A 26,990-nucleotide genomic window follows, 5' to 3' on the forward strand; every position below is an offset into this window, starting at 1 on the left:
CTTGATTATATTCATGAAAAATGCAGTATTTGATGTACCTAGTTTTTATTAAAAATGTAGAATTTCTCATCTGGTATTTAATGTATTTATAAATTAAATTTTGACTTATATAATAAATTTCATTTTGATTTATTAAGAAGTAGGGAATGGATCTGCCATATTTCTCTTGATAATTTTTCTATCTGTTTATTCATTGATTCGATTTCATTCTTGTAAATAACACCAGTTGTATTAGTAGCTTTTGCAATCTGGTTTATATTATTTGTTGCATTTGAAAGTAGCCATTGTAGGTTTCTAAATGGTTCTAAATCTACTACATAAATTTCTTTTTCTAATACGCACTTTCTAAGAAAGTGGGACATTGTTTTACAATTTGCAAGTTTCATTTTGTTTTCAAAAACTTCTTTTTCTTCTTTAGTTAGTTTTATTTCTATTCTTTCATTTCTAAATCTATTTGCCATTTTATTCTCCTTTATAAAAGATATTTCGGGGTCTTAGGGTTCTCCCTAACAAGGTAAAAATTAAAAAAAATAGAGCATTCCGTAAAGGTCTGCTCCATTAATTTTTTCGTAAGTGTCCGTACACTTACTGTGCTTGCTATTAAAGTTATAAGCGTTAAGCGTTAAGCGTTTATTAAGTTCTATTAATTATACCGCATTTAAAGAAATTAATAAAGAAGTATAAAGGGCGTTCAAGCAAATATCTTAAATAAGATTACTAAAATTTAAAATAATCCATGTATTGAAATTAATTATCAAATGAGCTACAATAAAACTGACGATAGCGTCGGAATTATTTATTGACAGGAGATAAAGTTTTGAATGATAAAAAATTGAAAGTTGGAGAAAAAAGGAAGTTAGAAATTCTGGAAGCTGCAAAAAAATGTTTCTTAGAAAAGGGTTTCCAAAATACAACTATGGAAGATGTTATAGAAAAAGTAAGTTTAAGTAAAGGTGGTGTTTACTATCATTATGGATCAACCTACGAAATGATTTATGATTTTATGAAATTAGGCATCAAATATAGAGGAGAAAAAAGCAAAACTATCGACACATCTAAGTTAACGACTTTAGACGCAATTACTGAGATGATGATGGAAAGAATTTATGATGAAAATGAATTTAAAAGCATCTATGCAATTTTTTTGAAACTACAAAATGAAGATAAAAGATTGTGTGAAATGTTTGAAAATTTAAAAGAAACAAACACAGAAATTTTATCGTCTGCATTTGATCCAAACGATAAGCTCTCATCTATTTTTGAAGATGAGTTTTTAGTGACCTTTGTAAATACTCTGATTTTAGGATATGAAAGTTTAAATCAAAAAGAAATTTTTATTGAAAATAAAAAAACAATCAAAAAGATGTTGGAAGGTTATTTGAGAGAAAAACTCATTAATTAGGAGATTTTTATGGGTAAGGAGTTAATGTGCCATCTTTATGGAAGAAATTTAGAAAAAATAATAGAAAATTCTAAAGGGAGAATTTGCGAATTTTATAATTTGGAAAATGGGAAGTATATAGTTTCGAAGTACGAAATTTTCAAAGGGGTAACAGTTTTTTATAATGATATACACACTTCTGTCATAAAGAAAAAATTATCAAAAAATTTAAATCAAAGCTATGAGATTAATCATTGTAGAGAAGGAAGATTTGAATGTGTGTTAAGCGATGGAACTATTACTTATATGGAATCGGGAGATTTTGCAATCAATGCAAGTAGTAACAGCTCTGAGGAATCTTTTTTTCCTATATCTCATTATCATGGTGTGACTTTTTATATTAATCCAAAAGAATTTGATAGCGAAATATATTTTTTAGAGGAAATGTTAGGGATTAAATTTGAAGTTGTTTTAAGAAAATTATGCAATAAGGACAAAATTTTTGTACAAAGAGCTACTCGGCATATTGAACATATTTTTTATGAAGTTTATAAAGTTCCAGATGAAATTCTAATTGAATATCTAAGGGTAAAATTTCAAGAACTTTTCCTATATATTTCAAGCCTTGATACCAGTAACAAGATAAGCGATAGGAAATATTTTATTAAGACAAATGTTGATATTGTAAAGAAAATAGATGAATTTATAAAGAATAATTACGAAAAAAATATAACTTATGATAAACTATCAGAAATCTTTAAGATAAATACTACCACAATGAAATCTTGCTATAAGAGTGTTTTTGGGCAAACAATTAAGGAAGCTATAACAAGTAAAAGATTGGAGGTAGCAGCTGATTTTTTGAATAATACATCAATTTCAATTACGGAAATTGCTATTAGGGTAGGTTTCACAGATCATGCTAAATTTTCAAATACTTTTAAAAATAAGTTTAATCTCACTCCTTCAGAATATAGAAAAATATCTAAAACAGCACATTTAGTCTAAATAGTCAAGAAAATAAGCTTAGTCTATTATAGAATGATAACAGCTATCAACTAAGGAGGTTGAATTATGGAAAGCAAAAAATTAACTATAAAAGATTTAGCAACCATAGGAATCTTTTCTGCAATCATGATTGTTGTATTCATTGCTTTTTCAATGATTACAGGAGCATCATTATTTTTTAATATGATTTTTAATGCTGTGTTTACTGCACTAATTTTAGGACCATTTTTTGTTTATATGGCTATGAAAGTAGGTAAACCAGGAGTTGCACTAATTTATAACATTATACAAGCTATATTAGCAACTGTCTTTATGGGTCCTTTTATGATTCCATGGTTTGTAGGTGGCGGGATAATTGCAGAGTTATCTATGATTGGTACAGATAGCTATAGGAATATAAAAAGAATTACTATTGCTTGGATAATTACATCATTAACTAGAGCGGCTCATGGTATGAGCGAAATATGGTTTTTTAAAGATGCCTTCATTAAGTCTGGCGTATCTCCCGAACAAGTTCAAATACAAACTCAGTATTATACAAATCCTAAATGGATTCTTATTTCTTTAGCATGTACAATTGTGGCGGCAATTATTGGTTGCTATTTAGGAAATAAGATGACAGAAAAGCATTTTAAAAAGACAGGCATAATAAAATGATGCATTTGGACTTACGTTCCAAATTAGTAGTATTTTTAAGTACAGTATTTTTGGTTTCAGTATTGTCCAAAGATACTGTACTTTTTTTATTAGCCGCCATTCTAGTTATTTATGTATCACTGCAAGGATATAGCAAATCTACTATAAAACTAATTATTGCAATGGGTGTTTTAAGTTTTTTGAGATTTGTCTCAAATGGTGAAGGTTTTGGCATTTTGATTCCAGATATGTTTCTGTTTATGGTTATAAGAACATTAGTTATAGTTCTATCAGTAATACCAATTTTAAAAACACCTCTAGGAGAGATAATGGCAATAATGAAAAAAATGAAAATTCATAGAAATGTTGCTTTGCCACTTATTTTCATGATGAGATTTTTCCCAGTAGTTAAAAGTGAGTTTAAAGAAATTATCGACTCGTTGAGATTGAGAGGATTAATTTCTATTAAAAAACCATTTTTAACGATGGAATATTTATTTGTTCCTATAATGTTTTCATCTTCAAAAATAGCTGAAGAACTTGCCGCCGCATCGGAAGTAAGAGGAATTTCTGCATCTGGAAAACATAGCTCAAGAAGAGAAATAAAATTTAGAAATCTTGATGTTATTGTTTGTTTAATCACCATCTTTATCACAATGAGCATGATTTTCCTGGAGAGGAGTTATTAAGATGATCAAGTTAAAAAATGTAAGCTTTGCCTACAGTAAAGATTCAGCAAACATCTTAAAAAATATTAATTTGGAAATTAATGATGGGGAATGTGTTGCCTTTATAGGGGCGAGTGGTTGTGGTAAAACTACCCTTACAAGACTTATAAATGGTCTTGCTTATAAATTTTATGGAGGGAAATTAAAGGGAGAAATTTCCATAGATGGAATAAATCCCCTGGAAAAAGAATTATATGAAATAGGGAGGAAAGTAGGATCTATTTTTCAAAATCCCAAGAGTCAATTTTTTGCAGAAAATGTAGAAGATGAAATTGCCTTCGGGCTTGAAAATTATGGGATAGAAAGAGAAAAAATAGATGAAATAATCAATAATTCCTTAAAATCTATTAATGGAGAAGATTTAAAAGATAAAAACTTATTTCATCTTTCAAGTGGAGAAAGACAAAAAATAGCAATTGCTTCAATAAATGCACTTAATCCACCTATTTATGTTTTTGATGAACCGTCTGCTAACCTAGATATGAAAAGTGTAGAAGCTTTAAGAAAACTTATGCTTTTATTAAAGAAAAATAAAAAGACAATAATCATTTCAGAGCATAGGCTATACTACCTTAGAGGAGTAGTGGATAAATATTATTATCTTGAAAATGGGGAAATTAGCAATGTTTTTACAGAGGAAGAACTATTATCAAAAAGTGAAGATTTTTTCAATAAGTTAGGATTAAGATTCTTTTCTTTAAATAAAATATCTCCTAAGATAAATAAGTTAAAAGAGATAAATTCTATGAACTTAGAAAAAATTTCTTTTTCCTATAATAAGAATGTCCTTATAAAAGATTTGACCTACGAATTTAAAAGTGGAAATATTTATGGAATTATTGGGGATAATGGCATAGGCAAATCTACTCTGTTTAAAATTTTAAGTGGACTTATGAAAAAAGATAGTGGTTTTATATCTATAAATGGAGAAAAATTAAACAAAAGAAATAGGCAAAAAAGAATATACTACCTGTCAAATAATCCTGATAGTAATCTTTTTGAAGTTTCAGCAGAAGACGAGTTAAAACTAAATAATAAAGATGCAGATACAGATAAAATATTAGCTGATTTTAACTTAGAAAATATAAAAGACATCCATCCACAAATCATGTCAGGCGGACAAAAACAAAGATTAACTATCGCTTCAGCAGAACTTTTAGAAAGAGATGTTTATTTATTTGATGAGCCAACAAGTGGTTTAGATGGACATAATATGCAAATTATTTCAGAAAGAATGAAGAAATTACAAGAAAAAGAAAAAATTATACTTATAATTTCCCATGATTATGAATTTTTGTGTAATTCCTGCAATAAAATTCTTTATTTAGACGGATACTCTTTTGAGGAATTTTCTACAAAGGAGGATAAAGAAAAAATATTAGCTATATTAATGGGAAAAAATTTAATATTTAGGAGGGGATTTGATGGATTTAATAAAACAATATGTAAGTAAAAGAAAAGGATCATATTTTGCATCCGTCCTACTTGCGATAGTGGGAGTGGTGGCAGGTTTTTTTTCCTATATATACATGGCAAAAATTGTTGTAAACTTAATTAATGGTGCAAATGATATGAGTTTATATACTCCACTATGCATAAATATTTTAATAACATTTGTTATTAAAGAAGTGGCAGCAGGAATATCAACAAGTATTTCTCATACAGCAACCTTTAATTCATTAGGAGAAATTAGAAATGATATTTCCAAAAAAATATTTAAGATGCCACTGGGAGATGTTCTTTCAAGATCTTCAGGGGAATTTAAAAATATAATTGTTGAGCAAGTTGATTCTATGGAAACATCCCTTGCCCACTTAGTGCCAGAATTTACTGCAAATTTAGTAGGACCTATTCTATTGTTTATTTACATGTTTACATTAGATTGGCGTTTAACTTTATTATCACTAATTCCATTTGTGGTGGGAATGGCTACCATGATGTCTGTTATGAATGCTCATTATAAAGAAATGTTTGGAAAGTCAGTTGCCATTGGTCAACATATGAATAATTCCATTGTTGAGTATATAAATGGAATAGAAGTAATAAAGACATTTAATCAAAGCGAATCATCTTATAAAAAATATGCTGATGCAGTTTATGATAATGCAAGCTTTTATTATAACTGGATGGGTGAATCTATGAATAGGGTTGCCATAGGTAGATTACTTTCTCCTATGGGAATTATTACAATCATACCCTTTGGGATTTTATTTTATATAAATGGAAGTATTGATTTAGGAAATTTAATTACCTTAATCGTCTTATCCTTTGCTACAGTTTCTAGTATTTTAAAAATCATGAACTATATGGATGATATGTCAAGAATATCAACTATAACTTCTGAAATAGGAAAGATTTTAGACTCAAGAGAGTTAGAAAATATTGACAAGGGAGAAAAAATAGAATCCTATAATATAGAACTTCAAGACGTAGACTTTTCTTACGATGGAGAAAAGAAAGTCATTGATAATCTTTCTATGGAAATAAAAGAATCTTCTGTTTCAGCCCTCGTTGGACCTTCGGGATCAGGCAAGTCAACAATAGCAAAACTTATTGCTGGTTTTTGGAATGTAGATAGAGGTTCTATTAAAATCGGTGGAGTAGAAACAAAGGATGTGTCTCTCGAAAACTTGTCTTCATTAATTTCTTTCGTATCCCAAGATAATTTTCTTTTTGATATGACTATAAAGGAAAATATTAGGCTTGGAAATAAGAATGCCTCTGACGAAGAAATCATAGAGGTATGTAAAAAATCTGCCTGCCATGATTTTATTATGAATCTATCTAATGGTTATGATACAAGAGTTGGTGAAGGTGGAGGTCATCTGTCTGGAGGAGAAAGACAAAGAATATCTATTGCTCGTGCCATGCTAAAGAATGCACCAATCGTAATTTTAGATGAAGCAACTTCTTATATAGATCCTGAAAATGAAGCTCTCATACAAAACGCCTTGGCAAATCTAGTTAAGGGTAAAACTTTAATCATAATCGCTCATAGGTTAAAGACAATTGTTGATGTAGATAGGATATTTGTTATTAAAGATGGCAAATTAAATTCTTATGGTACTCATGAAGAACTATTAAAGTCATCAGAACTTTATAAGGAAATGTATGCTGCAAATTTAAGGGGTGATGAAAATGCTTAATGTATTTAAAAAGATATGGAATTTTTCAAAAGAAGAACAGGTATATATTAAGAAATCTATTCTCGCTGGATTTTTGCACGCAGTATTTAATGCCCTTGAGTTTGGTGCAATTTACTATATGCTAGTAAATATATTTTCTAAAACTTTAGACGATAAGGCTATCTTTGTTTGTCTTGGAATATTAGTTATATCCCTTGTTGGAAAGATAATGACACAAAAATCATCACAAATGGCACAAACACACGCTGGATATTTTATGGCAGCTCATAAGAGGATAGAAATAGGAGAAAAAATAAAAAGAGTTCCTATGGGTTTCTTTTCAAGCTTTTCACTAGGAAGATTAACTACTATTGCTACATCTTCACTTTCCCAAGCAGAAATGTGGGTGCCTATGCTTTTGGTTCTTGTACTTGGTGGAGTTTTAAATACTTTAGTCTTTGTCCTTGGAACTTTAATTTTTAACATAAAGGTAGGACTGGTTGCTGTAGCAGGTGTGGTAGTATTTTTCATCGTTACATCAATGATGGAGAAAAAATCATCAGCTAATGCAGACAAAATGACAGAAACACAAACAAGACTTACAAAAGAAGTATTAGCAACTTTACAAGGAATGCAGGTTATAAAATCCTATAATCTTGGTGGAGAAAATAACAGGGCTTTAAGAAAGTCTATAAAAGATACATCAAATATACTTTTAGATTTAGAAATATCTGTAGCACCTTACACAGTTATCCAAAGAATTGTAATGGGAATAACAACAGTAGCTATGGTCTATGTATCATTAAAATTAAATTTATCTGGTGAACTTCCACTTGCTGAAACAATTCTTATGATTATGGCATCCTTTATTATCTTTGAAGGCTTAATCGGGGCAGGATCAAACATGGCAATCCTAAGAGCTTGCGAAAATGCTATAGATTCTTTAGGTTTTATCGACTCTATGCCTGATATAAGAGAAGGAAGTATTACAGAGCCTATAAAAAATCACAATATAGTCTTTAAAAATGTTAGCTTTTCTTATGATGACAGACCAATTTTAAAAAATGTATCAGCAGAGATAAAAGAAAATACTATGACTGCCATAGTTGGTCCATCTGGATCTGGTAAAACAACATTTTGTAATCTAATAGCGAGATTTTGGGATGTAAATTCTGGTGAAATTTTAATAGGTGGAGAAAATATTAAAAATTATAAGATAGAAAATCTAATGAATTCTATTTCCATGGTATTTCAAGATGTATATCTATTTGAGGATACAATTGAAAACAATATAAAATTTGGAAAACAAAACGCAAGCCATGAAGAAGTTGTAGAAGCTGCAAAGAAGGCAAGGTGCCATGAATTTATAGAAAATCTCCCAGATGGATATAATACTATTATCGGAGAAGGTGGAGCAAGCCTTTCTGGAGGAGAAAAACAAAGAATATCCATAGCAAGAGCCATGCTAAAAGATGCGGACATCATAATCTTTGATGAAGCCACAGCAAGTATAGATCCAGAAAATGAAGATAAATTAAAAGAAGCAATAGAATCATTAACAAAAAATAAGACGGTAATAATGATTGCCCATAGACTAAAGACAATAAGAAATGCTGACCAGATTTTAGTCTTAAAAGATGGGGAAATAGTAGAACGTGGAAATCACGAAGAACTGATTAAAAATAATGGACTTTATTCTGACCTTATCAATGCAAAAGCTAAGGCAGAATCATGGAAATTAAATAATTGATGGAAAGAAATATTAAAGTCTTTGAACAGGAAAATTTAGATTAGAGGATTTATGCCTAATAGCATAAGTCCTCTTTTTATGTTCAAATTAATCATTAAAACTCAAAATACTAAAAAAATAAAAATTTTGGTTACCAGAGAGGGCAAATTTCACTTTATAAGGTGAGGGGTATTTTGTCATCTTGCTATAAAAACAAAAATACTTTGAAGTGCCAATATTCTTGAAGTTGCTTATGTGGAATTAGCACATTTCAGATTTAATCCACTTATCAAGGTAAAAAAAATCAACTTATATAGGAGGTTAAAATGCAAGCAATAAAGATTTATAGTATGAGAGTTGCTATGTTATGTAGACTTTATGATCTTAAATTAATTAATGATAAGGAATATACAAAAATTAAAAATAGATTAGAAAATGATTATAAGAAGATGGATAGAAAGTAATTGTTCTTGTGATATAATAACACTGTAGAAAGATACAAAATGGGAAGGGGGTAAAATGAATACTAAAGTAAAATTAATAAAAGCTTCAAATACAGGAGCAAGAAATAGAAATGCACTAGATTTAGAATTAAAACGAGTTGCAGCATATTGTCGAGTTAGCACTGATAGTAGAGACCAACTTGAATCATATAAATCGCAAGTTGATTATTACGCAAATCTAATAAAAAATAATAAGAATTGGACTTTGGCTGGTATATATGCAGATGAAGCAACAACAGGAACAACTGCTACTAAAAGAGCAGATTTCATGAGACTAATAAGTGATTGCCAAAATGGATATATAGACATGATAATTACTAAATCTATATCAAGATTTGCTAGAAATACATTAGATACCTTAAAGTATGTAAGACTATTAAAGGAAAACAATGTTGGTGTAGTATTTGAAGAAGAAAATATAGATACTTTGACAATGGATGGAGAGTTACTATTAACAATATTAAGTTCAGTAGCTCAACAAGAAGTAGAAAATACCTCAGCCCATGTAAAAAAAGGACTGAAAATGAAAATGGAAAAAGGGGAGCTTATTGGTTTTCAAGGTTGCCTTGGATACGACTATGACCCTATAACAAAAAGTGTCTCTATAAATGAAGAAGAAGCTAAGATTGTTAGATATATCTTTAAAAGATATTTAGAAGGCAATGGTGGTTCGGTCATTGGTAGGGAACTAGAAGAACAAGGATATCTCACCCCTAGAGGTAAAACAAAATGGTCTGATACTACAGTGCTAGGAATAATTAAAAATGAAAAGTATATTGGCGACATACTAATGGGAAAAACTTTTACAGTTGATCCCATAACAAAAAGAAGACTAGCAAACTTTGGTGAATCTGATAAATACCACATTGAAAATCATCACGAGCCAATTATATCAAAAGAAGATTTTGAAAAGGCACAGGAGATTAGACTTAGGAGAGCACAAAACAGAAACACTATAGCTAACAAGGATAGAAAAAGAGAAAAACTATCAAGACAATACGCTTTTTCAAGTATGCTGGAATGTGGATTTTGTGGTGAAATACTTTCAAGAAGAACATGGCACACTAGTTCAATTTATAAAAAAATTAACTGGCAATGTGTAAGGTCAACAAAAAAAGGTAAAAAATATTGCCCTCATTCAAAAGGAATACAAGAAGCAGCAATAGAAAAAGCTTTTGTTGAAAGTTATAGGCAATTATGCCATGCAGATTCAACAGTAATAGATGACTTTTTAAAAATTGTAGAAGAAGAAATAAATGATAATACTTTAGTCAAAGATTTGAAAAAGTTAGAAAACCAATTAAACAGAATCATTAGTCAAGAAAGAAAGTTAGTTGATCTGCATTTAGAAGATAGTATAGACGAAGAAGTTTATGCTAAAAAGTATAAAAAACTAACAAAACAAAAAGAAGAATTACTTGATGAAAAGAAAACATTGGAACTAACGATAAAAGATGAAAACTCTATTAAAGAAAGATTAAAGAAATTTAAAAAGGTGTTAGAGAATAGAGAAATTATAGAGGAATTTAACAGAACAGTATTTGAAAGCATAGTTGATAAAGTTGTGGTTGGAAGAATTGACAAAGACGGAACAGTTCATCCATATGACTTAACATTCTATTTCAAAACAGGAGTTAAAGATAGTCAAGATTCTAATAACTTTAAAGATAAAAGAAAAAATGCCAAAGACAATGACATTAATAAATTGTGTTCCTACAAGAATGACGAGGATAAAAAATTATGTTCCCAAGCAAAATACAACGCATGTGGAGGCTATTGCATTGATATCACGTGAAATATTATATAAATAAAATCTAGAACTAACTATAATTATATTAGTTATAGATATTGAGGTGATAATGTGCTTTTTAGAATTTAAAAATAAATTTATAAATGATGTAATAAATCAAAATAGTAATTTTAATACACAGAATCTTAAAAATTCTTTAAATAAAATACCTTTAATATTAAAAGATATGGAAGGTAATAAACTTATAATGATTAGAGATTTAAGCTGTGATGAAACAATAGGATTCAATTATATTTCAGAAGACATATCTTGTAAATATGATTTTTTTGAAAACGAACTCATAGTAGGGTTAGTATCACCTGATTGGTCTAAAGGATGGAGAAATATATCATCTAATAAATATACTTCAGAACTTATATCGAATTATATGTATTTTTCGAGTCAATATGTGCATAGAAGTTATATAATTAACGTCATTGGAGCATTAGCGCTAGTATATGGAGTATCCAGCTCATTTATGGGACAATCAATGTTTAGATACGGTCACTACAACGTAGATGAAGATTATAAGAAATTTACTAATAGTATTGGTATAAATAATACTAAGCATAATAGGAATTACAAAATGTTTATTTATATAATGAGCAAAATAAACGCACTTGATCCTTATGTAAATAGAGCAATCTTTTATTATTCTAAGTCTCTAGGACTAATAAGTAACTTATTTGAAGAAGAGGCAATCATATGTTTAGATAATTGTATTGATATAATAATTCAATCTATAAAAATAAGAGAAAGTTTACCGACAAAAAAAGAAAAATTATGCATAGATATATTAAAAGTATTTTAAATATTAACGATTTAAATATTAGATATCTAGATTTAATATATGATTTAAGATGCGAATATGGCGCTCACCCTGCTAAAAGTTCCTGGTGGGATTTTAATGAGATTCATATGGATTATTATGACGATATAATTTTAAATGTACGTATTGTTTTGATTAGATTTATTGAATATGAAAGTGAGCATAGATTAGTGAAAAATAATCCAACATCTTGATACGAATGGTTTATGGATAATTGTGATTTAATATATGATTTCATTTAATTTTATAGATAATATTACTAATAAATAACGAAATGCATAATAAATAATTTATTTATAAAAGTATCCAGGCCATATTTCATAATTTAAGTTCTCAATAATTAATCCTTTTGGTAGTTTTGCATCTATTACAGAGTTTTAAATTTATTTTGCTATGCAGTATAAAACGCTTAAATTGAATAGAGTAATTCGATAGATAAATATAGTAATTATTGATGTATTAGAAAACTAATAAATAAAAGTAGTTATGTTATAAAAATATTTTATATTGGATTATTTAAATCTTTAAAAGGTTAAATTTTAATAAAAATAATTAAAGTTTGCTATAATTAAGATTGGTATTATATGGAGAATATTTCATTGAAAAAGATATTAATAATTGAAGATGATAAAAATTTAAATAAAGGACTTTCCATAGCTTTAAATAATAATTATGAGGTTTTATCTGTAAGCACAATTAGTGAAGCTAAAAATTTTATTGATGATGCGGATTTGATTTTACTTGATATGAATCTTCCCGATGGAGATGGTCTTGAAATAATAAAATATACCAGAGAAACTTCATCAATTCCTATTATAGTTTTATCTGCCATAGATCTTGAAGCATATATCATTTCAGCCATAAATTTAGGGGCAGATGACTATCTAACAAAACCTTTTTCTTTAGGAATCCTAGAAGCAAAGATAAAAAGAGCTTTTGAAAAAATAGTTTCTAGTGATTTAAATCTTTATAAGAAAGATGGTTTAGACTTTAATTTCAATGAAAATATCTTCTATGTAGATAATAATAACATAGATCTCACAAGGACAGAGACAAAAATTTTATACTACCTAATAATAAACAAGTCTCAAGTTCTTACTAAAGAATTGTTATTTGATTTTGTTTGGGGAATAGATGATGAATTTATTGATCAAAATACACTGAGTGTCAATATTTCTAGAATCAGAAATAAATTAAAACCCTATGACCCAATAGAAACAGTCTTTGGAGTTGGATATAAATGGCATTTTTAGTAGGCATTTTAGTTCTTATAATTGGAATTCTTTTATATAAATATATAATCTTGAAAAATGAAATGCGTGAACTTTCAGACTATATTGACAAGGCTTTGGATGGAAATTTAGAAATTACAGAATTTGATGAAAAAGAACTATCTAAAATAAAATCAAAACTCATTAAATTTTTGTATGCAAATCAAGTAAAAGAAGCGAAAATAAATGCTGAAAAAAATAAAACAAGAGATTTAATAGCAGATATATCACACCAAACAAAGACACCAATAACCAATCTTTCTTTATACATTAGTCTTTTAGAAGACGAGCCCAAAGATGAGTATATTGAAATTATAAAGTATGAGCTTAATAAACTAGAATTTTTAATACAAAACCTAGTAAAATCTTCTAGGCTCGAATCTGATATTATTGCTTTACAAAAAACATCGGCAAATTTAAAAGACTTAGTAAAAGATGTTTTGAGAGAATTTAAAGTAATATTAGATGAAAAATGTATAAGCATAAATTTAAATGACGAAGACTTAATTTTTAATTTAGACGAAAGATGGCTTAAAGAAGCCATTCATAATCTGGTAGATAATGCTATAAAATACTCTCCCAATGGTTCTACTATTATTATTTCAGTTTATAAATCTTACCTAAACTATAATTTAGACATAGAAAATGAGTGCCAAGACTTGTCAGAAGAAAATTTGCCAAAGATATTTGAAAGATTTTATAGAGGAAAAAATTCAGTTTCCAAAGACGGTTTGGGTCTGGGTCTCTTTATAGCTAGAGAAATTATAGAAAAACATGACGGAAATATAAGAGCATCAAAGGATGAAAATAAAATAAAATTTTCAGTAGACTTCCCCTTGTGAGAAGTCTTTTTTCTTACAAAACTGTAAGAAGTCTTGTAAGTACTTTGTAAGATATGAATGTTATATTAGATGTAAAGAGGTGATAGATATGTTAAAAGTAGAAAATTTAAAAAGATATTATAAAACAAATGATGTAGAAGTAAGAGCTCTTGACGGAGTATCTTTTGATGTAGAAAAAGGGGAATTTATTTCTATAATCGGAGCAAGCGGATCTGGTAAATCAACCCTATTACATTTACTAGGTGGACTTGATTATCCTACAAGCGGGAAGGTTTTGATTGATGAAATTGACATTTATGCTTTAAAAGATGATGAGAGGACTATTTTCAGGAGAAGAAATATTGGTTTTGTCTTTCAAGCATATAATCTTTTACCAATGCTAAATGTGTATGAGAATATAATTATTCCCTTTGGTCTAGATGGAGATACGGTAGATAAAAAATATGTTGATTCTGTAATAGATATACTTGAGATAAGCGATCAAAAATATAAAATGCCAAATGAATTATCAGGTGGACAACAACAAAGAGTTGCCATAGCAAGAGCCTTAGTTACCAAACCATCTTTAATTCTAGCTGACGAACCTACAGGAAATTTAGATTCAAAATCTTCTTCCCAAGTTGTTTACTTACTAAAAAAGATTAATAAAGAGCTTGGAAATACTATTCTTATGATTACTCACGATGATGCTGTCGCTCAAGCTGCAGAAAAAACTCTAAGGATAGAAGATGGAAGGCTGGTGGGAAATAATGAAAGTCAAAAATAAAGTTTATATAAGGAGTCTAGCAAAAAATATTTTAAATGCGAATAAAAGCAGGAGAAATATTATCTTATTAGCCATTGCCTTGACTTCTATACTATTTACAAGTCTGTTTTTTGTAGGCTTTGGCTTAGGGAAAAGTATGGAAACCCAAACGATGAAAACTATTGGTACAGTAAGTCATGGTTCTTTTAAAGATATTTCTGATGAAGATATAGATATATTAACTCATGATAAGGATATAAAGGATTTTTCAATAAGAAAGAAAGTTGGGACCCTTGACGATGAAAAAGTTATGGCAGAACTATCTTATATGGATAAAAAAGGATTTGAATGGTCTCTAATAGAAAAAGTTAAGGGAAAGTTTCCAGAAAAAGAAAATGAAGTATTTATAGATATATCAACTGCTAATAAATTAGGTCATAAGGATGAAATAGGAGAAGAAATAGAAGTTCCTTTTAAAATAGAAAAAGCTTACACAGGAGAGATTATCGAAAATAAAAGTGATAAATTTATTATATCGGGGACTTTTCAAAATCCTATTGACTCCAATGTCGGTGTAGGTCAAATCTATTTATCAAAAGCTTATGTAGATAAATTATCGATTCCAAAAAATAATAGCGATTTGGGAGTAATGTTAAATAATTCTTTTAATATAGGGGATAAGCTTTTAAAAATTGCAGAGAGAAATGGTTATAAAGTGGTAGATAATCCTGGAAATTTATCCGACAAGGAAATAAGGATTGGCGTTAACTTTGCATATCTTTTATCTGGCGATAGTAGTTTTGATTTTAATACATTTCTACCATACTTAGCTTTTTTAATTTTGGTAATGGTCGCAGGATACTTAATAATAAATAATATTTTCAAGATATCCGTAAATGAAGATATTAAACTTCTGGGACTTTTAAAAACAATTGGAATGACAAGGTCACAAATCAAAAAGCTTATTCATTTTGAGTCTTTAGCAGTAGCACTTCCATCAATAATAGTTGGAGATATAGTAGGAATTTCTATCGGAAAAATTATTTTAAATAAAATATTTGCAAATAATGAGATGTTAACGGATGTAAAATTATCACCCACAGTAATAATTTTAATTATCTTATTTTCAACAGCATTTACTTTGCTTACAGTATTTCTATCAGTTATGAAGCCCGCAAGGCATGCAGCAAAAGTTTCTCCAATAGATGCCAGCAGATACAACGAAATCCAGATAAAAAAGAAATATAAAAGCGAGGATATTTCTTTAGGTAAGCTCGCTAGAAGGCAAGTATTTTCCAATAAATTTAGATTTATATCGATAATTCTTTCTATGAGTTTATCTGCTGTTATTTTGAACAGTGTTTTAACTTATACTGGTAATATTGATCTTGAAAAAGGGATTTCTGATATAATCGTAACGGATTATAATATAGCAAGCCCAAAATATTTCAGATATATGTACTCAGGAAGTGAAGACGGTATTAATGAAAAGTATATTGATGAAATAGAAAACCATAAAGGATTTAAAAGTGGAGGAGCCTTATATTCATACGGTTATGAGTACACATATCCAGATATAAAAATAGAAGACAATAAATTTGCCCCAATTCTATTTGGAATAGATGACTATCTAATAAACAAATACAAGATTACAGATGGAGATTTTGATAAAGATAAATGGCAAACTGGAAATTATGTTATTATAGGCGAAAAAATAAGAAATGATTCTGACTATAAAATCGGTGATAAGATAAGGATAAATGTAAATAATAAAATTAAAGAAGTCCAAGTTATGGGCAAAGTTGAGCATAATTTTTCAAATGGTCTTAGATACTTTCCTGTTGTTAAGGAAGATAAAAACAATGAGTTAAGTCCTACTTTAGGTTTGGAATATATTTATATGAATCCAAATGAGTACAAAGAACTCATAGGAGATAAAAGTATAATGTCCTATGGATTTGATGTAGAAGATAGTGAAAAGGAAAATTTTGATAAGTTATTAAAATCTTTTGAAAATGATCCAGGCTTTTCCTATGATTCAAGAGATATTCAAATAAAGTCCTTTATAGATTTTAAAAATCTTATAGAGTTTGTGGGTTATAGTTTATCTATTGTATTGTTTTTAATTTCTGTACTGAATTTTATAAATGTTATTGCTACTGAAATTTTGAGAAATATGGTTAACTTATCAATCCTTGAAGCAATTGGCATGACAAAGAAGAATATCAAAAAATATTTGGTGAAAAAGAATTTGATTTATTCTTTATGTGGTTTAGTATTTTCTTTCATCATTATGCTTCTTGTAGATAAATACATCTTGATAGATTTTATGGAACAAACTAAGTGGACTTCCTATAAATTTATAATTCTGCCACTTATACTTGTAAACTTAGTAAATATAATTATTGGGATAATATTTACAGGTAGGTTTTATGAAAAGCATAGCCAAAACGGCCTTGTAGATAGGATTAGGAGCTTAGAATAATGGATGAGACTTTATGAAAGCGAATTCAAGCAAAAATATATTTCTACTTGATCTTGTAATATTTGTGATTTCTTATCTGCTTCCATTAGACATATTTCAAGGCTATACAAGCCAAGACCAACTGGACCCACATCCATGTTTGTCTGCCCAATTATTGGACAATAGGTTTAATATTTGGACTAAAGGAAAAGGACAGGTTGTTTGCAGTTTTAAACATTCTGTTAATCTTATTACGTCTTGTAGGTCATCTAATATAAATAATGCGACTAGAACAAGAAAATAATAATTTAAACAGCTCTTTTATGGGCTGTTTTTTCTTAGATTTAAAATGATATAATACTTATAAGATGTTTATTGATTGACATAATAGCACTTACGAGTTTTTTGAGAAGTATGAAATTTTATCGATATTGACCACTCAAGCCTTGTGGAGGCAATTTGTTTAATAATCAGAGATTAAAAGTATCTTATAGTAAATTTATATAAAAAATGTTTAAAATATATTGAATTTATCAAAGATAAATCTAAATATTGGGTAAACATTAACTAAGAATAATGTGCAAAGGAGATTTTATGTACGATTTTATTTTTAACATACCAACTAAAGTTTTATTTGGCAAAGATCAACTAAAAAATTTGCCAGAAGAAATTAAAAAATATGGAAGTAGAGTTCTTTTGGTTTATGGAAGAAATAGTATAAAAAAGATTGGTCTTTATGATGATATTATTAAGCTATTTAATGAGAATTCAATAGAAGTTTTTGAACTTTCTGGCATAGTTCCAAATCCTAGAATTGATAAAGTTCGCGAAGGTGTTAAGATTGCCAAAGACAATGATGTTGACTTTATCCTTGCTGTCGGTGGTGGATCTACTATTGATACTGCCAAGCTTGTAGCAGTAGGTGCAAAATCATCAGCTGATCCTTGGGATATAGTTATTGGCAAAGAAAAACCTAGCGATGGTATAGCTCTAGGAAGTATATTGACCCTAGCAGCCACTGGATCAGAAATGAATACAAGTTCCGTAATCACTAACGAAGAAACAGGACAAAAACTAGGTTGGGGCTCTGAATATGCGAGACCAAAATTTGCTCTAATAAATCCAGAATATACTTACAGTGTAAACCAATACCATACTGCTGCAGGTACTTGTGATATTATAAGCCATACTTTGGAAAATTATTTTACTTTAAATGATGGGGCATATATAGATGATAGATTTGCAGAAGCAATTTTAAAAACTTGTATTAAATATGGACCAATAGCACTTAAAGAACCAGAAAATTATGAAGCTAGATCTAACCTGATTTGGGCAAATACCTGGGCTATTAATGGCCTATTAAATGCCGGTAAATCAACAGCTTGGTCAGTTCACCCAATTGAACACGAACTTTCTGCTCTAAGGGATATCACTCACGGTGTCGGTCTTGCAATACTTACTCCTTATTGGCTAGAATATTGCTTGGATGATGAAACAAGCGATAAAATCGCCACATTTGGTTACAATGTATTTAATATAGAAAAAACAGGCTCTACATTGGATGATGGAAAAAAAGCCATAGAGGCACTAAGAGAATTCTTCACTTCCATTGGTATACCAGAAAACTTAAGATCTGAGGGATTTAGCGAAGAAGATCTCCCTATAATGGCTAAAAATTGTGTAAATAATAGGCCAAAACCTCAAATAGATGGATTTAAACTTCTTAAAGAAGAAGACATTTTAAATATATATAAGATGGCCCTATAATTATATGATAGATATTGAAAAATTAGCCCGAGATATTGTAAATAAGGGTAATTCTGCAGAAAGCATAATAATTTTTGACAATATAAATAATAAGACTATAGAATTTGTAAATGTTAAAGTTTTTGATGTTAGATCAATCTCGAAGACAGTCTTATCCTTAGCTTGTGGTATTTTAATTAATGAAAGTAGGGGAGAATTTAACTTAGAAAGTTATATATATCCTATTATTAAAAATAAGATGAATTTAGAAAATAAAAAGAATTTAGCTTATCTTAAGGAAATTAAAGTTAAACACCTACTCACTCATACAACTGGATACAGGGACTTGATTTTATACAGCAAAGATATAAGAGAAAGTGATTATGACGATCTATTTGATTATGTCATAAATTACCCTTTGTATCACAGGCCTGGGACCCACTTTCTATATTCAAATGCTGGCTACTATCTATTAGCTATTACTATGGAGGAGTATTTAAAGTACGATCTATTTGACTTTGTTCAAGATAGATTATTAAAACCTTTAGGAATAGAAAATAGATCTTGGGATAAATTTGGAAACTATATTGCAGGCGCCACAAAAATAAACTTAAATGCCTATGATATGTTAAAAATAGGTAAGCTTATCATTAACAATGGCTACTATGATGATTTGCAAATAGTAGATAGCAATTATATAGACTTGATACAAAAACCATACAATGAATCTATGTACGAGGTCAAAAGAAAGTATATCTCTGAAGACTACTATGGTTATGGTATATGGATATCTAAAAGAGGAGTTGTATTTGCCTCAGGAACTGGTGGTCAGCTTATAGTAATATTAAATGATATGGATTTGATCATTGTAACTACAAATTCAGGATCAGACAGCAAAAGTTACAAAATAAAATCAGATATTGACAAATTAGTTGATATTATATACGAAGATAGGAGATAGAAATGGATTATAAACATATTAACGAATACACTAAAATTTATGAAGACCACAAAATATTACTAGATAATCTAAGTAAAGCTTTGGAAGAATTTAAAGATCATCAAGAAGAATTAAATAAACTTGAAAAATATTATTATTCTGAAGAATTTATGAAAGACTATGAAGCATCAAATAAGGGAGAGATACCTGATGACATTATACAAGGTATTCTTACCGAAGATGCAATTTACGATTTACTAGGTGACAATTATTTTATGGCAAAAGATTTATTGGATCTTGCTAATGATATTATCCAAGACAAATAAATAAAAAATAGACCTTAGCGATTTGGCTAAGGTCTATTTTTTAAATTGGTGCGCCATCAGAGGCTCGAACTCTGGACACCCTGATTAAGAGTCAGGTGCTCTACCAACTGAGCTAATGGCACTGAAGAATACTTTTCTATTATATAGCACCATTATAGTTTTGTCAAGTTAATATATAGACCAAATTTTTACAATTTGATTACTTATCTGATCGAAAGTCCATTCTATCTTAGAATTTCTAAGACTATTTGGATCATTTATTATAAATTTACCATCTTTATATGAGTCTATCACAAATATATGACCAAAAAGGGTAAAATATCCTCTATTTACTGAAACTAATAGTGGACCTTTTTCCAATGCCTTTTTCATAGCTTCTTCGTTTAAGGCAACGTCCTCAATTTCATAGTCATATTTTTTTGCTCCATCGTAAAAGAAGTTCCATGAGATACCCTCGTTACCCATGTAATTTTGTGCATCTTTGGCTATTTTATCTGGTGTGATAGAATTATCTTTCTTTAACCTAGATAAAATCATAGCCATAGAAGTAGGTCCACAACCACTAATACCAATATTTCTATTACCTAGCTTGTTGTAGGCCCATCTATTGTCCCATTGAATATAATAAGGGGTTTTTCTTTCTAAATCAACTGATTGGCCAGGAGTGTATGGGAAATTGGTTAAACCGTTATTCATATTATAAACAAATTCGATTGTGTCCTCATCATTTCCTGCCAAATATGCATCTATATTATCCAAATCATCGAAGTTATCATAAACCCACTTGGCTTTTGGATTTTCACCAATCCATGATCCTATGTTTTTCTTAAGCTCATCCTTGTTATCGGACTTAAGTTTAGGATTTGTATCTTTGTCGATATCTTCTTCATTAGATAGAGCAAGTCCCTTTTTAGGTATAAATGTATCTATTGCAAGTTCGTTTATACTTGTAAGAATATTTAAATTTTCTTCATTAACTATGCCTTCATTTTCTCTAATATCATCTTTAGAACAAGATGTTAATAGGGGAATGAGAAGAGCAATTAAAAGATATTTTTTCATAAGATTACTTTACTATTATAAAGATATGCTTCAATACTTGTGATAATTATAAAATTTATGATATAATATTCCGGTAATGTTTCTTGGCACCCATTATAAAAAATATCAAGGAGAGAAAAATGAATAAGAATTTTACAAAGGATACTAACTTTTTGGTTAGATCTGCAGTCGTTGCTGCACTTTACGCAGTATTAACTTTAGTTGTACCTATGCCACAGTACGGACCTATACAATTCAGGTTTTCAGAAATTTTAGTACTCTTAGTTTTCTATAATAGAAAGTACATACCAGGGCTAGTATTAGGATGTGCTATAGCAAATCTATTTAGCCCAATGGCATGGTTTGATGTTATATTTGGTACTTTATCTTCATATATAGCATTTAGATTGATGGAGAAAACAGATAAGTTATTTATAGCATCTTTATTTCCAGTACTAATGGTCTCTGTACCTGCAATAGGAACTTATCTATTGCTAGATAATACAGGAGCATTTATCACTATGCTTTTCTCATTTATGGCAAGCGAATTTGTAATGGTTTCTATCATTGCTGTTATTATATTTAAAATACTAGAAAAGAATACTGGATTTATGAATATTATTACTGATTTTTAAAAAAGCTCCCGCTTGGGAGCTTTTCTAGATTTTATTTAGTTTGTCAATTATAGCTTCAATTTCTTCTATTTTCTTTAGGCCATCTTCCTTATCTTCATTGCTAATAGCATCGTATACACAATGCTCTAGGTGTCCTCTTAGAACATCTTTATTTACATTTTTTAATATAGAAATTGATGCCATCAATTGATTACTTATATCTATACAATATCTATCATCTTCAACCATCTTTATTAATCCATCGATTTGCCCACCGACAGTTTTTAATTTTCTTATGGTTTTTGCTTTATCAGCATGCATTATTTATATTCGATACCCTTATATTCATATCCTGCTTCATTTATAGCTTCTTCAATAGCTTTCTCGTCAGCAGCTCCAAAATATGTCACTTCAGCATTTTTATTTTCTAAGTTAACTTCTGCATTTTCTACAAAGCTTAGTTCTTGTAGAGCTTTTTCTACGTTAGCTTTACAGTGGTTGCAAGTCATTCCATTTACATTTACTAGTAATTTATTTGTTTGTGCCATTTTTTCTTCTCCTTTATTATTTAGTTTATTTTCTTCTCTTGTAATTAGTTTTTGAATCTCATCTTCGTTTTTATAGTTCGCCTTAAATCCTTTTAGTCTTAGTGAGTTAAGACAAACAAAGACTGAAGACATACTCATTGCAAATGCTGCAAACATTGGGTTGAGTGTTATTCCTTTGATAGGGTAGAGCAATCCCGCTGCTAGTGGAATTAGGATAATATTGTAGAAAAATGCCCAAAATAGATTTTCTTTAATAGTTTTAATAGTAGCCTTTGATAATTCAATAGAACTTACTATATCTAATAGTGAATTTTTCATCAATACAACATCAGCTGATTCTATAGCTACATCTGTACCATTTCCTATGGCTATACCGATATCACTTCTAGCAAGGGCAGGAGCGTCATTTATACCGTCACCTACCATTGATACTTTTTTACCCAAGTTTTGAAGTTCCTTTACAACTTTATCCTTATCCTTAGGAAGTACCTCAGCAAATTTCTTGTCTATGCCTAGGTCATTTTTAATAGCTTCGGCGGTTTTTTCATTATCTCCAGTAACCATGGTTACTTCATAACCTAGATGTTTAAGCTCATCAATGGCGATTTTTGAAGTTGCTTTTGGTAGATCCTTTACTGCAATTAGTCCAATTACTTCATCCTCATTGGCAAAATACATGGAAGTTTTGCCTTCTTGGGAAAGTTTATTAGATTTTTCTTCATAATCTTTCAGATTAATAGATTTTTCTTCCATTAGTCTGATGTTTCCAGCATAATATTTTTTATTATCGATTAATCCTTCAATACCAAATCCAGATATAGCGTTAAAACCATCTACATTTAAAATCTCTGATCCATTTTCCTTGCCATAATCTACAATAGCATTGGATAGTGGGTGCTCTGACGATTTTTCTAATGAAGATGCTAGACTCATGAATTCGCTTTTATCTATATCACTTATTACATCAGTTACTTTTGGTTTGCCTTCAGTTATGGTACCTGTCTTATCAAGCAATATTGTATCAACTTTGTGCAAATTTTCTAATGCTTCTGCATTTTTAAATAATAATCCCAATTCTGCAGATTTTCCAGTAGCTACCATAATTGCCATAGGGGTTGCAAGACCTAGGGCACATGGGCAGGAAATTACCAAGACTGAAATCATTAAGTTTAGTGCAAATTCAAAATCAGCTCCCAATATCATCCAAATTATAAAGGTAAGTATAGAAATGACAATAACTGCTGGAACGAAAACAGCTGATATTTTATCAGCCATCTTGGCAATCGGAGCCTTAGTTTCATTAGCATCATTTACTAAATTTATAATTTGTGCAAGGGTTGTATCTTCACCAACATGGGTAGCTTGAAATTTAAAAGAACCTTCCTTGTTAATAGTTGCTGAGATAACTTGATCTCCTACAGTTTTGCTAACAGGTATAGACTCTCCAGTGATAGCTGATTCATCAACTAAAGAAGATCCTTCTATGATTTTGCCATCAACTGGTATAGAATCACCTGGCTTGATAAAAACTATATCACCCTGATTAATATCTGAAACATCTATAGTCACTTCTTGGCTATCTCTTATCACTATAGCTTTTTTGGGTGCAAGATTGATTAGACTTTCAAGGGATGCCTTGGTTTTACCCTTTGATTTTGCTTCAAAATATTTACCAAGAGTAATAAGTGTTAGAATCATTGCAGCAGATTCAAAATATAGATTGTGCATGTATTGGTGCACAATGTCCAAATCTCCATAGGAAAAACCATAGGCCATTCTCATTATTGCAAAGATACCATATATGGTTGCTGCACTAGAACCTAGGGCAACCAAGCTATCCATATTTGGAGCTTTGTTAGCAAGGCCTTTAAAACCACTTATAAAAAACTTCTTATTGACTATAAGAACTGGAATGGTGAACAAAAATTGAACTAAAGCGTTTAGCAAAGATCCATTCATTCCTGTTAGAACTTTTGGTATAGGTAGTCCTAGCATTGAGCCCATCGATACATACATCAAGGGTATAAGCATAGCCATAGAAAATCTTAGTCTAAACTTAGTATTTTCTTCTTCCTTATTGTGATCTCTATCAACTGTGCTTTCGCTATTAGTTGATTTATTTGTCTTATCCTTTAAAGAAGCTCCATAACCTATTTTTTCAACTGAATCTATTATATCTTGGCTAGATAATTTATTTGGGTCGTAATCAACACTCATTGATTCACTTATTAAATTTACATTAACTTCATTTACTCCTAATTTTTCGACAGCCCTTGTAACATTGGCCTGGCAAGATGCACAAGTCATTCCTGTGATGTCGAAACGTTCTTTCATATAACCTCCTAACCACCCCCTGGGGGTGTTAGTATTATTTAACAAGAAAATATATTATTTGTCAAGCTGGGTATTAATTTGTAAACGGAGGAATTATGAAAAGATATAAACTATTATTCAAAGGTAGAGTTCAAGGCGTTGGTTTTAGATTTACAGCAAAAATGATTGCAGATAGATTAAATCTAACAGGCAATGTTAAGAATCTATATAGCTATGATGTGGAGTCCTATGTACAAGGTGAAGAAGAAAATATAGACCGTTTTATTTATGAGTTACAAAATCAAAGATTTATAAGAATAGAATCTATTGACAAAACTGAAGTTGATCTAATTGATTATGAAAAATCTTTTGATATAGTTGGCTAACTATTGATTAACTTTTATTATAAGATATATTAAAACTATGAGTTTTAAAAATAAATTTTCAAAAGTAATAGCAAAAATTGTTAGGGCTGGACTAAGGATAACAAAACATAATGCCACAAGCCTGCCTGGATATGTAGCTTATAAATTAGATAAAGATATACTAGATGAGTTATCAAAAAACACTAAGTTTATTTTCGTAACAGGAACAAACGGAAAGACTATGACAACTCATTTTTTGGTAAGCATACTTAAACAAAGGTATGACAAGGTCTATACAAATGAATCAGGATCAAATATGATTCAAGGAATCATTACAACCTTATTAGATAACCCAGCCAATGAAGAGACAATAGCAGTATTAGAAGTTGACGAGGCTAATCTAGTTAAAATTGGCAAAAATATAAAGGCTGATTATGTTGTATTCACAAATATCTTTAGAGACCAAATGGATAGGTTTGGCGAAATATATAATATATACGCAAAGCTTATTGATGGAATGAAAGTTATGCCAGATGCAAAAATAATTGCCAATGGAGATCTGCCTATATTTAATTATAAAGAAATGAAAGATTTTAACAAGTCTTACTTTGCAATAAGAGATTATTCAAAGGCTAGTGATTACTATGAGCTTGACGCAGAACTTAATTCAGATGGGATATTGTGTCCAAACTGCCATAGCGTACTTAAATACAGATTAAATAATTATGCTTCTTTGGGTGATTATGCTTGCCCAAATTGCGATTTCCATACACCTGAGATCACATATAGCATAGATGAGCTTATAAAGCTAGATGCTAATTATTCTGAATTTCTAGTAGATGGTAGCAAATACGAAGTTAATGTTGGTGGCTTATATAATGTATACAATGCCTTGGCTGCTCTTAGTGTTGCAAAAGAACTAGGACTAAGTGATAAAGAAATTTATGATGGCTTAAAAAGTCAAAAAAATGTATTTGGTAGGCAGGAAAATGTAGTTATTGATGGTAAAAATTTAACTATAAATCTAGTGAAAAATCCTACTGGTCTAAATCAAATAATAGATCTTATGATGTTAGAAAAAGAGGAAATATCTCTAATTTGCCTATTGAATGACAAATATGCCGATGGAACTGATATTAGTTGGATTTATGATTCATATTATGAAAAATTAAAAGACCTAGATATCAAAGATATTTTCGTTTCAGGTATTAGAAAAAAAGACATGAAAAGGCGTTTAGAAATAGCAGAAATATTTGATGGTGAAATTTCTGAATTTGATTACGAAAAAGAAATTAATGCTGTAATTAAAAATTCTAAGACACGAAACATCTATGTATTATCAACCTACACAGCTATGTTAAAACTAAGGGAGGTATTAGGTTTATGAAAAGAATAAATATATGCCACCTCTATGGTAATTTACTAAATACCTATGGAGATATTGGAAATGTTATGGCTATTAGCCACGAAGCCCACAAAAATGGCTATGAAGTAAATACCAAGATAGTTACTGTAGGTGATGATTTTAATCCTAATGATTATGACTTTGTATTTTTTGGCGGGGGTCAAGACTACGAACAATCAATAGTTCAAAAAGATCTAGGAGATAAGGCTAACAAACTTAAAGAATTTATTGAAAATGATGGAGTATTACTTGCTATCTGCGGTGGCTATCAGTTGTTAGGAAAGTATTATTATGATGCTTACAACAACAAGATAGATGGCTTATCAATATTCCCTCACTATACTAAGAATCAAGAAAATAGTAAAAGATTCACAGGACCTATAAAAATAAAGGACAGTTTAACAGGAGATATTTACGAAGGTTTTGAAAATCACGGTGGTGTTACATTTTTATCAGAAGATCAAAACCCCTTTGCCATTGTATTGGATGGAAATGGAAACAACGGATTAGACAAGACAGAAGGCTTTAGATACAAAAATACTATTGGCACCTACCTACACGGACCATTACTCGCTAGGAATGAAGTTTTATGCGAGAATGTATTTAAATTGATCGAAAAAAATGCTAATTTATCCAAGTAAT

At 29.7% G+C, this 26,990-nt stretch carries 25 protein-coding genes, 1 tRNA gene and 1 pseudogene; 22 read left to right on the plus strand and 5 right to left on the minus strand.

Annotation, left to right across the window (positions count from 1 at the left end; translation table 11 throughout):
- Positions 1–119: 119 nt before the first annotated feature.
- A complete protein-coding gene (locus BN38_RS06510) occupies positions 120–461 on the minus strand; it encodes a plasmid mobilization protein (RefSeq protein ID WP_044566153.1) in 342 nt (113 codons plus the stop codon).
- Positions 462–817: 356 nt separating this feature from the next.
- On the opposite strand from BN38_RS06510, the gene BN38_RS06515 reads away from it, so the two are divergent.
- From BN38_RS06515 to BN38_RS06595, 18 genes and pseudogenes are all read left to right on the plus strand, one after another.
- A complete protein-coding gene (locus BN38_RS06515; protein WP_044566154.1) occupies positions 818–1,402 on the plus strand; it encodes a TetR/AcrR family transcriptional regulator in 585 nt (194 codons plus the stop codon).
- Positions 1,403–1,411: 9 nt separating this feature from the next.
- Complete coding sequence (locus tag BN38_RS06520; RefSeq protein ID WP_044566155.1) at positions 1,412–2,389, plus strand: helix-turn-helix domain-containing protein; 978 nt, start codon at positions 1,412–1,414, stop codon at positions 2,387–2,389.
- Positions 2,390–2,455: 66 nt separating this feature from the next.
- Positions 2,456–3,046, plus strand: a complete 591-nt coding sequence (locus BN38_RS06525) for an MptD family putative ECF transporter S component (protein ID WP_019115691.1) — start codon at positions 2,456–2,458, stop codon at positions 3,044–3,046.
- A complete protein-coding gene (locus BN38_RS06530; RefSeq protein WP_044566156.1) occupies positions 3,043–3,714 on the plus strand; it encodes an energy-coupling factor transporter transmembrane component T in 672 nt (223 codons plus the stop codon). Before BN38_RS06525 ends, BN38_RS06530 begins: the two co-directional genes overlap by 4 nt.
- A 1-nt stretch (position 3,715) precedes the next feature.
- Positions 3,716–5,206: an ABC transporter ATP-binding protein gene (locus BN38_RS06535; RefSeq protein WP_044566157.1), complete on the plus strand. Its 1,491-nt coding sequence runs from the start codon at positions 3,716–3,718 to the stop codon at positions 5,204–5,206.
- Positions 5,178–6,899 (plus strand): ABC transporter ATP-binding protein, encoded by a 1,722-nt coding sequence (locus BN38_RS06540; protein ID WP_044566158.1) that lies wholly within the window; start codon positions 5,178–5,180, stop codon positions 6,897–6,899. Before BN38_RS06535 ends, BN38_RS06540 begins: the two co-directional genes overlap by 29 nt.
- Positions 6,892–8,628, plus strand: coding sequence for an ABC transporter ATP-binding protein (locus BN38_RS06545; RefSeq protein WP_044566159.1), 1,737 nt, complete (start codon positions 6,892–6,894; stop codon positions 8,626–8,628). Before BN38_RS06540 ends, BN38_RS06545 begins: the two co-directional genes overlap by 8 nt.
- A gap of 305 nt (positions 8,629–8,933) precedes the next feature.
- Positions 8,934–9,071, plus strand: coding sequence for a hypothetical protein (locus tag BN38_RS11175; RefSeq protein ID WP_195890886.1), 138 nt, complete (start codon positions 8,934–8,936; stop codon positions 9,069–9,071).
- A gap of 55 nt (positions 9,072–9,126) precedes the next feature.
- Positions 9,127–10,905 carry a recombinase family protein gene (locus BN38_RS06550; RefSeq protein ID WP_044566160.1) on the plus strand — a complete coding sequence of 593 codons (1,779 nt, stop codon included), beginning with the start codon at positions 9,127–9,129 and terminating at the stop codon, positions 10,903–10,905.
- 64 nt (positions 10,906–10,969) lie between these two features.
- Complete coding sequence (locus BN38_RS06555; protein ID WP_044566161.1) at positions 10,970–11,710, plus strand: hypothetical protein; 741 nt, start codon at positions 10,970–10,972, stop codon at positions 11,708–11,710.
- 617 nt (positions 11,711–12,327) lie between these two features.
- Positions 12,328–12,981, plus strand: a complete 654-nt coding sequence (locus BN38_RS06565) for a response regulator transcription factor (protein ID WP_044566163.1) — start codon at positions 12,328–12,330, stop codon at positions 12,979–12,981.
- The gene (locus tag BN38_RS06570) at positions 12,969–13,841 is read left to right on the plus strand and encodes a sensor histidine kinase (RefSeq protein ID WP_044566164.1); all 873 of its coding nucleotides are present in this window, start codon (positions 12,969–12,971) and stop codon (positions 13,839–13,841) included. The genes BN38_RS06565 and BN38_RS06570 overlap by 13 nt, the downstream gene beginning before the upstream one ends.
- A gap of 88 nt (positions 13,842–13,929) precedes the next feature.
- On the plus strand, positions 13,930–14,607 hold the full coding sequence (locus tag BN38_RS06575) for an ABC transporter ATP-binding protein (protein WP_044566165.1): 678 nt from the start codon (positions 13,930–13,932) through the stop codon (positions 14,605–14,607).
- Positions 14,570–17,071, plus strand: coding sequence for an ABC transporter permease (locus BN38_RS06580; RefSeq protein WP_044566166.1), 2,502 nt, complete (start codon positions 14,570–14,572; stop codon positions 17,069–17,071). The genes BN38_RS06575 and BN38_RS06580 overlap by 38 nt, the downstream gene beginning before the upstream one ends.
- A 13-nt stretch (positions 17,072–17,084) precedes the next feature.
- Positions 17,085–17,328, plus strand: a pseudogene (locus tag BN38_RS10930) (hypothetical protein).
- A 316-nt stretch (positions 17,329–17,644) separates the two neighbouring features.
- Positions 17,645–18,817, plus strand: coding sequence for an iron-containing alcohol dehydrogenase (locus tag BN38_RS06585; RefSeq protein ID WP_044566167.1), 1,173 nt, complete (start codon positions 17,645–17,647; stop codon positions 18,815–18,817).
- 4 nt (positions 18,818–18,821) lie between these two features.
- Entirely contained in the window at positions 18,822–19,757 is a 936-nt protein-coding gene (locus tag BN38_RS06590) for a serine hydrolase domain-containing protein (RefSeq protein WP_044566168.1), read from the plus strand.
- A gap of 2 nt (positions 19,758–19,759) precedes the next feature.
- The gene (locus BN38_RS06595; RefSeq protein ID WP_044566169.1) at positions 19,760–20,062 is read left to right on the plus strand and encodes a DUF4298 domain-containing protein; all 303 of its coding nucleotides are present in this window, start codon (positions 19,760–19,762) and stop codon (positions 20,060–20,062) included.
- 46 nt (positions 20,063–20,108) lie between these two features.
- Here the strand turns inward: BN38_RS06595 and BN38_RS06600 are convergent.
- Together BN38_RS06600 and BN38_RS06605 are read right to left on the minus strand one after the other, a co-directional pair.
- Positions 20,109–20,184: transfer RNA gene (locus tag BN38_RS06600), tRNA-Lys, on the minus strand.
- A 46-nt stretch (positions 20,185–20,230) separates the two neighbouring features.
- Positions 20,231–21,124, minus strand: coding sequence for a C39 family peptidase (locus BN38_RS06605; RefSeq protein WP_049944461.1), 894 nt, complete (start codon positions 21,122–21,124; stop codon positions 20,231–20,233).
- Between the two features lie 119 nt (positions 21,125–21,243).
- Here BN38_RS06605 and BN38_RS06610 point away from each other — a divergent pair, with 119 nt between their 5' ends.
- On the plus strand, positions 21,244–21,738 hold the full coding sequence (locus BN38_RS06610) for a QueT transporter family protein (protein WP_044566170.1): 495 nt from the start codon (positions 21,244–21,246) through the stop codon (positions 21,736–21,738).
- A 24-nt stretch (positions 21,739–21,762) separates the two neighbouring features.
- Here BN38_RS06610 and BN38_RS06615 read toward each other — a convergent pair whose 3' ends face one another.
- Together BN38_RS06615 and BN38_RS06620 are read right to left on the minus strand one after the other, a co-directional pair.
- Complete coding sequence (locus BN38_RS06615) at positions 21,763–22,038, minus strand: metal-sensing transcriptional repressor (protein ID WP_044566171.1); 276 nt, start codon at positions 22,036–22,038, stop codon at positions 21,763–21,765.
- Complete coding sequence (locus BN38_RS06620; RefSeq protein ID WP_044566172.1) at positions 22,038–24,599, minus strand: heavy metal translocating P-type ATPase; 2,562 nt, start codon at positions 24,597–24,599, stop codon at positions 22,038–22,040. The genes BN38_RS06615 and BN38_RS06620 overlap by 1 nt, the downstream gene beginning before the upstream one ends.
- 95 nt (positions 24,600–24,694) lie before the next feature.
- Between BN38_RS06620 and BN38_RS06625 the strand changes: the two genes are divergently transcribed.
- Genes BN38_RS06625 through BN38_RS06635 form a run of 3 tightly spaced genes read left to right on the plus strand, consistent with a single transcriptional unit; the run spans position 24,695 to position 26,989 of the window.
- Positions 24,695–24,964, plus strand: a complete 270-nt coding sequence (locus BN38_RS06625) for an acylphosphatase (protein ID WP_044566173.1) — start codon at positions 24,695–24,697, stop codon at positions 24,962–24,964.
- 37 nt (positions 24,965–25,001) lie between these two features.
- The gene (locus tag BN38_RS06630; protein ID WP_044566174.1) at positions 25,002–26,330 is read left to right on the plus strand and encodes a MurT ligase domain-containing protein; all 1,329 of its coding nucleotides are present in this window, start codon (positions 25,002–25,004) and stop codon (positions 26,328–26,330) included.
- The gene (locus BN38_RS06635) at positions 26,327–26,989 is read left to right on the plus strand and encodes a type 1 glutamine amidotransferase (RefSeq protein ID WP_044566175.1); all 663 of its coding nucleotides are present in this window, start codon (positions 26,327–26,329) and stop codon (positions 26,987–26,989) included. The genes BN38_RS06630 and BN38_RS06635 overlap by 4 nt, the downstream gene beginning before the upstream one ends.
- The last annotated feature ends 1 nt before the right edge of the window (position 26,990 follow it).

This window comes from Anaerococcus provencensis, from assembly GCF_000312365.2.
Lineage (GTDB): Bacteria > Bacillota > Clostridia > Tissierellales > Peptoniphilaceae > Anaerococcus > Anaerococcus provencensis.